The organism is Pseudomonas tehranensis (genome assembly GCF_014268615.1).
Lineage (GTDB): Bacteria > Pseudomonadota > Gammaproteobacteria > Pseudomonadales > Pseudomonadaceae > Aquipseudomonas > Aquipseudomonas tehranensis.
In genome coordinates this window covers 1-3437 of record NZ_JABWQV010000373.1, presented here as the reverse complement: position 1 = coordinate 3437, position 3437 = coordinate 1, and the positions used below count along the sequence as shown (strand labels likewise).

Here is a 3437-nt window from a genome sequence, read left to right as displayed (position 1 = left end):
AAAACAAAACCCCTACCTGCATCAGCAGATAGGGGTTTCGGAATTTAATCTTGACGATGACCTACTCTCACATGGGGAAACCCCACACTACCATCGGCGATGCATCGTTTCACTGCTGAGTTCGGGATGGGATCAGGTGGTTCCAATGCTCTATGGTCGTCAAGAAATTCGGTAGCCGGTGCGTGCCTTGCGGTCACGTTCCAGCGAATGGGTATGCGATAGGTTTGTGTGTTGTGCGAACTTTCGGTTCATAGCGTCTTCACACACCGCAATCTGGTGCCCTTTATGTATCGGGTCAGCAAATTGCTTGGGTGTTATATGGTCAAGCCTCACGGGCAATTAGTATGGGTTAGCTCAACGCCTCACAGCGCTTACACACCCCACCTATCAACGTCGTAGTCTTCGACGGCCCTTCAGGGGACTCAAGGTCCCAGTGAGATCTCATCTTGAGGCAAGTTTCCCGCTTAGATGCTTTCAGCGGTTATCTTTTCCGAACATAGCTACCCGGCAATGCCACTGGCGTGACAACCGGAACACCAGAGGTTCGTCCACTCCGGTCCTCTCGTACTAGGAGCAGCCCCTCTCAAATCTCAAACGTCCACGGCAGATAGGGACCGAACTGTCTCACGACGTTCTAAACCCAGCTCGCGTACCACTTTAAATGGCGAACAGCCATACCCTTGGGACCGGCTTCAGCCCCAGGATGTGATGAGCCGACATCGAGGTGCCAAACACCGCCGTCGATATGAACTCTTGGGCGGTATCAGCCTGTTATCCCCGGAGTACCTTTTATCCGTTGAGCGATGGCCCTTCCATACAGAACCACCGGATCACTAAGACCTACTTTCGTACCTGCTCGACGTGTCTGTCTCGCAGTCAAGCGCGCTTTTGCCTTTATACTCTACGACCGATTTCCGACCGGTCTGAGCGCACCTTCGTACTCCTCCGTTACTCTTTAGGAGGAGACCGCCCCAGTCAAACTACCCACCATACACTGTCCTCGATCCGGATAACGGACCTGAGTTAGAACCTCAAAGTTGCCAGGGTGGTATTTCAAGGATGGCTCCACGCGAACTGGCGTCCACGCTTCAAAGCCTCCCACCTATCCTACACAAGCAAATTCAAAGTCCAGTGCAAAGCTATAGTAAAGGTTCACGGGGTCTTTCCGTCTAGCCGCGGATACACTGCATCTTCACAGCGATTTCAATTTCACTGAGTCTCGGGTGGAGACAGCGCCGCCATCGTTACGCCATTCGTGCAGGTCGGAACTTACCCGACAAGGAATTTCGCTACCTTAGGACCGTTATAGTTACGGCCGCCGTTTACCGGGGCTTCGATCAAGAGCTTCGCGTTAGCTAACCCCATCAATTAACCTTCCGGCACCGGGCAGGCGTCACACCCTATACGTCCACTTTCGTGTTTGCAGAGTGCTGTGTTTTTAATAAACAGTCGCAGCGGCCTGGTATCTTCGACCGGCGTGGGCTTACGCAGCAAGTGCTTCACCCTCACCGGCGCACCTTCTCCCGAAGTTACGGTGCCATTTTGCCTAGTTCCTTCACCCGAGTTCTCTCAAGCGCCTTGGTATTCTCTACCCAACCACCTGTGTCGGTTTGGGGTACGGTTCCTGGTTACCTGAAGCTTAGAAGCTTTTCTTGGAAGCATGGCATCAACCACTTCGTCACCCAAAGGGTAACTCGTCATCAGCTCTCGGCCTTAAGATCCCGGATTTACCTAAGATCTCAGCCTACCACCTTAAACTTGGACAACCAACGCCAAGCTGGCCTAGCCTTCTCCGTCCCTCCATCGCAATAACCAGAAGTACAGGAATATTAACCTGTTTTCCATCGACTACGCTTTTCAGCCTCGCCTTAGGGACCGACTAACCCTGCGTCGATTAACGTTGCGCAGGAAACCTTGGTCTTTCGGCGTGGGTGTTTTTCACACCCATTGTCGTTACTCATGTCAGCATTCGCACTTCTGATACCTCCAGCAAGCTTCTCAACTCACCTTCACAGGCTTACAGAACGCTCCTCTACCGCATCACCTAAGTGATACCCGTAGCTTCGGTGTATGGTTTGAGCCCCGTTACATCTTCCGCGCAGGCCGACTCGACTAGTGAGCTATTACGCTTTCTTTAAAGGGTGGCTGCTTCTAAGCCAACCTCCTAGCTGTCTAAGCCTTCCCACATCGTTTCCCACTTAACCATAACTTTGGGACCTTAGCTGACGGTCTGGGTTGTTTCCCTTTTCACGACGGACGTTAGCACCCGCCGTGTGTCTCCCATGCTCGGCACTTGTAGGTATTCGGAGTTTGCATCGGTTTGGTAAGTCGGGATGACCCCCTAGCCGAAACAGTGCTCTACCCCCTACAGTGATACATGAGGCGCTACCTAAATAGCTTTCGAGGAGAACCAGCTATCTCCGAGCTTGATTAGCCTTTCACTCCGATCCACAGGTCATCCGCTAACTTTTCAACGGTAGTCGGTTCGGTCCTCCAGTTAGTGTTACCCAACCTTCAACCTGCCCATGGATAGATCGCCCGGTTTCGGGTCTATTCCCAGCGACTAGACGCCCTATTAAGACTCGCTTTCGCTACGCCTCCCCTATTCGGTTAAGCTCGCCACTGAAAATAAGTCGCTGACCCATTATACAAAAGGTACGCAGTCACCCAACAAAGTGGGCTCCCACTGCTTGTACGCATACGGTTTCAGGATCTATTTCACTCCCCTCTCCGGGGTTCTTTTCGCCTTTCCCTCACGGTACTAGTTCACTATCGGTCAGTCAGTAGTATTTAGCCTTGGAGGATGGTCCCCCCATATTCAGACAAAGTTTCTCGTGCTCCGTCCTACTCGATTTCATGACTAAGAGATTTTCGCGTACAGGGCTATCACCCACTATGGCCGCACTTTCCAGAGCGTTCCGCTAATCTCAAAGCCACTTAAGGGCTAGTCCCCGTTCGCTCGCCACTACTAAGGGAATCTCGGTTGATTTCTTTTCCTCAGGGTACTTAGATGTTTCAGTTCCCCTGGTTCGCCTCTTGCACCTATGTATTCAGTACAAGATAACCATCTTATGATGGCTGGGTTCCCCCATTCAGACATCTCCGGATCAAAGTCTGTTTGCCGACTCCCCGAAGCTTTTCGCAGGCTACCACGTCTTTCATCGCCTCTGACTGCCAAGGCATCCACCGTATGCGCTTCTTCACTTGACCATATAACCCCAAGCAATCTGGTTATACTGTGAAGACGACATTCGCCGAAAATTCGCATGCTCTAAGAGCAACTCACAAATTTTACCTTAGCCTGATCCGTTACCAGTGAAAGTAACGTTCAGTCTATCTTTCTATCACATACCCAAATTTTTAAAGAACGATCTAATCAAAAGACTAGAAATCAACATTCATGCACCGTATCGGTGGAATGCTCATTTCTAAGCTTT

At 51.1% G+C, this 3437-nt stretch carries 2 rRNA genes; both read right to left on the bottom strand.

Annotated features, from left to right (window positions below):
* Positions 1 to 48: 48 nt before the first annotated feature.
* Positions 49 to 164, bottom strand: a 5S ribosomal RNA gene (rrf, locus tag HU811_RS25960).
* Between the two features lie 154 nt (positions 165 to 318).
* A 23S ribosomal RNA gene (locus tag HU811_RS25955) occupies positions 319 to 3210 on the bottom strand.
* Between the last annotated feature and the right edge of the window lie 227 nt (positions 3211 to 3437).